Below are 2,678 nucleotides of genomic sequence, written 5' to 3'. Positions count from 1 at the left end.
TCGTGCCCATCGTCCTGGTCATCGCGGTCGCCACGTTCATCCTGTGAATGATTTTCACCGGGAACACGTCCTCTGCGTTCACTGCCGCGGTGGCCGTCCTGGTCATCGCCTGCCCGTGCGCCCTGGGGTTGGCAACACCGGTGGGCCTGCTCACCGGAACCGGTCGGGGTGCCCAGCTCGGGATCCTCATCAAGGGCCCTCAGGTGATGGAGGACACCCGCACCGTGGACACGATCGTGCTGGATAAGACCGGAACCGTGACTACCGGCAAACTCTCCGTCACCGACGTCACCACCTTGGGACCACTGCCCGAAGAGGATGTCCTCGCGTTAGCCGGCGGGCTGGAAACCGCCAGCGAACACCCTATTGCCGAAGCAATCGCCGCCGCCGCTGCACGGCACGGCATGGTCCCGGCAGTCACTGATTTCACCAGCGCCGCCGGCGGTGGCGTCCGCGGCACCGTCAACGGCCGCACCGTCATCGCCGGCACCAACTCCTGGCTGCGAGAAAATCAGATCCCCATCACGGCCGACCAGCAGGCGGCCCTGGAAACCCTGCAGCAGGCAGGGGCAACAGTCATCTGGGTTGCTGTCGATGGCTCAGCCGCAGGACTGATCAGCCTCTTCGACACCGTAAAGGACGGCTCCGCGGCAGCGATCCGCCGGTTCAAAGACCTCGGGTTACGGCCGATCCTGCTCACCGGCGACAATCAAGCGGTCGCGGCGAAAGTCGCCGCGGAAGTCGGCATCACCCCCGACGATGTGATGGCCAAAGTCCTTCCCCACCAGAAAGTCGCCGCCGTCCAGAAACTCCAGGCTGCAGGGAGAACCGTGGCGGTGGCCGGTGACGGGGTCAACGACGCGGCCGCCCTCGCCCAGGCCGACTTGGGTATCGCCATGGGCTCGGGCACCGACGTCGCCATCGAAGCCGCGGACCTGACCGTCATGGGCAGCAGCCTCAAACAGGTCGCCCAAGCCATCGAACTGTCCCGTAAAACTCTCGGAACCATCAAAACGAACCTGTTCTGGGCGTTTTTCTACAACGCCGTCGGCATCCCCGTGGCCGCCCTTGGCCTGCTGAACCCGATGCTCGCCGGAGCCGCGATGGCCGCCAGTTCCGTCCTCGTCGTCGCCAACTCTCTACGACTCCGCCGGTTCGGCGCCACACCATAGGCAGCTACCGACAGCTCCGTCGGCACGCCCTGCCTGAGTGATGCGCTGGCCGGGAATCGTCAGTCCGTACGGTGCCTCACGACGCTCACCGGCCCTCTGACGTAAAGAGGTCAGCCGAGGGTTGCGGCGAGCTCCCGGCATGCGGTTTCACAGCGGCGGCATGCTTCGGCGCAGATCCGGCAGTGCTCGTGCATGCTTGCGTGCTGTTCGCATTCCTCGGCGCATGCCTTGCAGGCCACTTCGCAAGCCAGCAGCATCGCTCGGGTGATGTTCGCGTCGTAGCCGGTGTGGCGGGACAGGATCCGACCGGTGGTACTGCAGATGTCGGCACAATCCGCGTTGGTGCGGATGCACTTGGTGAGCTCGGAGACCATATCCTCGCTCAGGCAGGCATCCCCGCACGCCGTACAGGTTTGTGCGCATTCGAAGCAGGCCGCGATGCACTCGGCGAGCTTCGCGCGGTCGATGTCGCCGAGGTCCTTCGGGTACGTCTCGAGCATGGAAGTGATGTGAGTCATTGATCTGCTCCTTCTCCGTCGGTTCAGCTGCTGGTCGTGGGTCAGGGTCCGAGGCCAATAAGAATCCGGCCCGTCCCTGACCTCCACGCTAACCACTGGTGCCGGGTGGAAGCGAGGAAATAACCGACTCTGTGGATATCATCGACCCTCTTGACATATACCCCCTAGGGGTATATGTTCAGGGTATTGGCATACCCACTCACCTTCACAGGACTGTCAGCACGACCCGGTCCCCGACCGGCGCTTTTCCCCTCCTAGAAGACACTTCCTCACACTTTGGAGATCCTCATGTGTAGTACCTCAGTCACCACCCGGCCCCTGACCGAGACAGGGCCCTCCGGCTGCGCCTGCTGCGTACCACGGGACGAAGCCCCGGCAACAAACCAGGTCCGTGAAGGGGAGGTACCAGCGGATTTTTCCGTCACGGGACTGACCTGCGGCTCCTGCGCCTCACGCGTCACTGACACCCTGGGCGAACTGGACGGCGTCCGCGACGTACGGATCGCCCTTGTCCCGGGTGGTGTCTCAACGGTCAGCGTCATCAGTACACAGGCCATTCCCTCCACGGTCATCGCGACAGCAGTGGAACAGGCCGGTTACCAGCTCCTGATGAGCTGATCCGGCACAACCCCAGCACCACCAGGACACCCAGGACACCCAGCGATACGGACACCCAGGCGGTGCCCGATCACGTGCCCGGAGGAATGATCGTCATGACACACAATGCAGCTGGCCACCACACAACACCACCACCTCAGCACGAGGACCAGCGTGGGCCGGCGGATGAGCGGACCCACGGTCAGGCCCTGCCGGAGGATGCCCCCCACTCAGCACTGGGAGCCCAGCACCACGCGGTGGATGATGAGCACCAGGTCCACGGCCATGGGCAGCACGCCGGCCATTCCACCGCGATGTTCAAGGACCGGTTCTGGATCAGCCTGGCATTGGCGATCCCGGTGGTGGCGTTCAGCCCGATGTTCACCATGCT

At 64.2% G+C, this 2,678-nt stretch carries 2 protein-coding genes and 2 pseudogenes; 3 read left to right on the top strand and 1 reads right to left on the bottom strand.

The features are described from left to right. Positions 1 to 1,172 (top strand): annotated as a pseudogene (locus tag Y704_RS18475) (heavy metal translocating P-type ATPase); the annotation flags it as partial. A 110-nt stretch (positions 1,173 to 1,282) separates the two neighbouring features. On the opposite strand, the gene Y704_RS0102510 reads toward Y704_RS18475, so the two are convergent. Next, positions 1,283 to 1,690: a four-helix bundle copper-binding protein gene (locus Y704_RS0102510; RefSeq protein ID WP_026548942.1), complete on the bottom strand. Its 408-nt coding sequence runs from the start codon at positions 1,688 to 1,690 to the stop codon at positions 1,283 to 1,285. Positions 1,691 to 1,978: 288 nt separating this feature from the next. On the opposite strand from Y704_RS0102510, the gene Y704_RS18470 reads away from it, so the two are divergent. Continuing rightward, a complete protein-coding gene (locus Y704_RS18470; RefSeq protein ID WP_035771331.1) occupies positions 1,979 to 2,308 on the top strand; it encodes a heavy-metal-associated domain-containing protein in 330 nt (109 codons plus the stop codon). Positions 2,309 to 2,403: 95 nt separating this feature from the next. Further along, positions 2,404 to 2,678 (top strand): annotated as a pseudogene (locus Y704_RS18465) (heavy metal translocating P-type ATPase); the annotation flags it as partial.

Source organism: Arthrobacter sp. Br18 (genome assembly GCF_000520555.1).
Taxonomy (GTDB): Bacteria; Actinomycetota; Actinomycetes; order Actinomycetales; family Micrococcaceae; genus Arthrobacter_D.
The sequence above is the reverse complement of the archived record's forward strand: the minus strand, read 5'-3'. Positions and strand labels throughout refer to the sequence as shown.

What these genes read in the sequence shown, in the direction of transcription:
- Y704_RS0102510 (WP_026548942.1), bottom strand. Translation starts at nt 1,690, where the DNA reads ATGACTCACATCACTTCCATGCTCGAGACGTACCCGAAGGACCTCGGC.
- Y704_RS18470 (WP_035771331.1), top strand. Translation starts at nt 1,979, where the DNA reads ATGTGTAGTACCTCAGTCACCACCCGGCCCCTGACCGAGACAGGGCCC.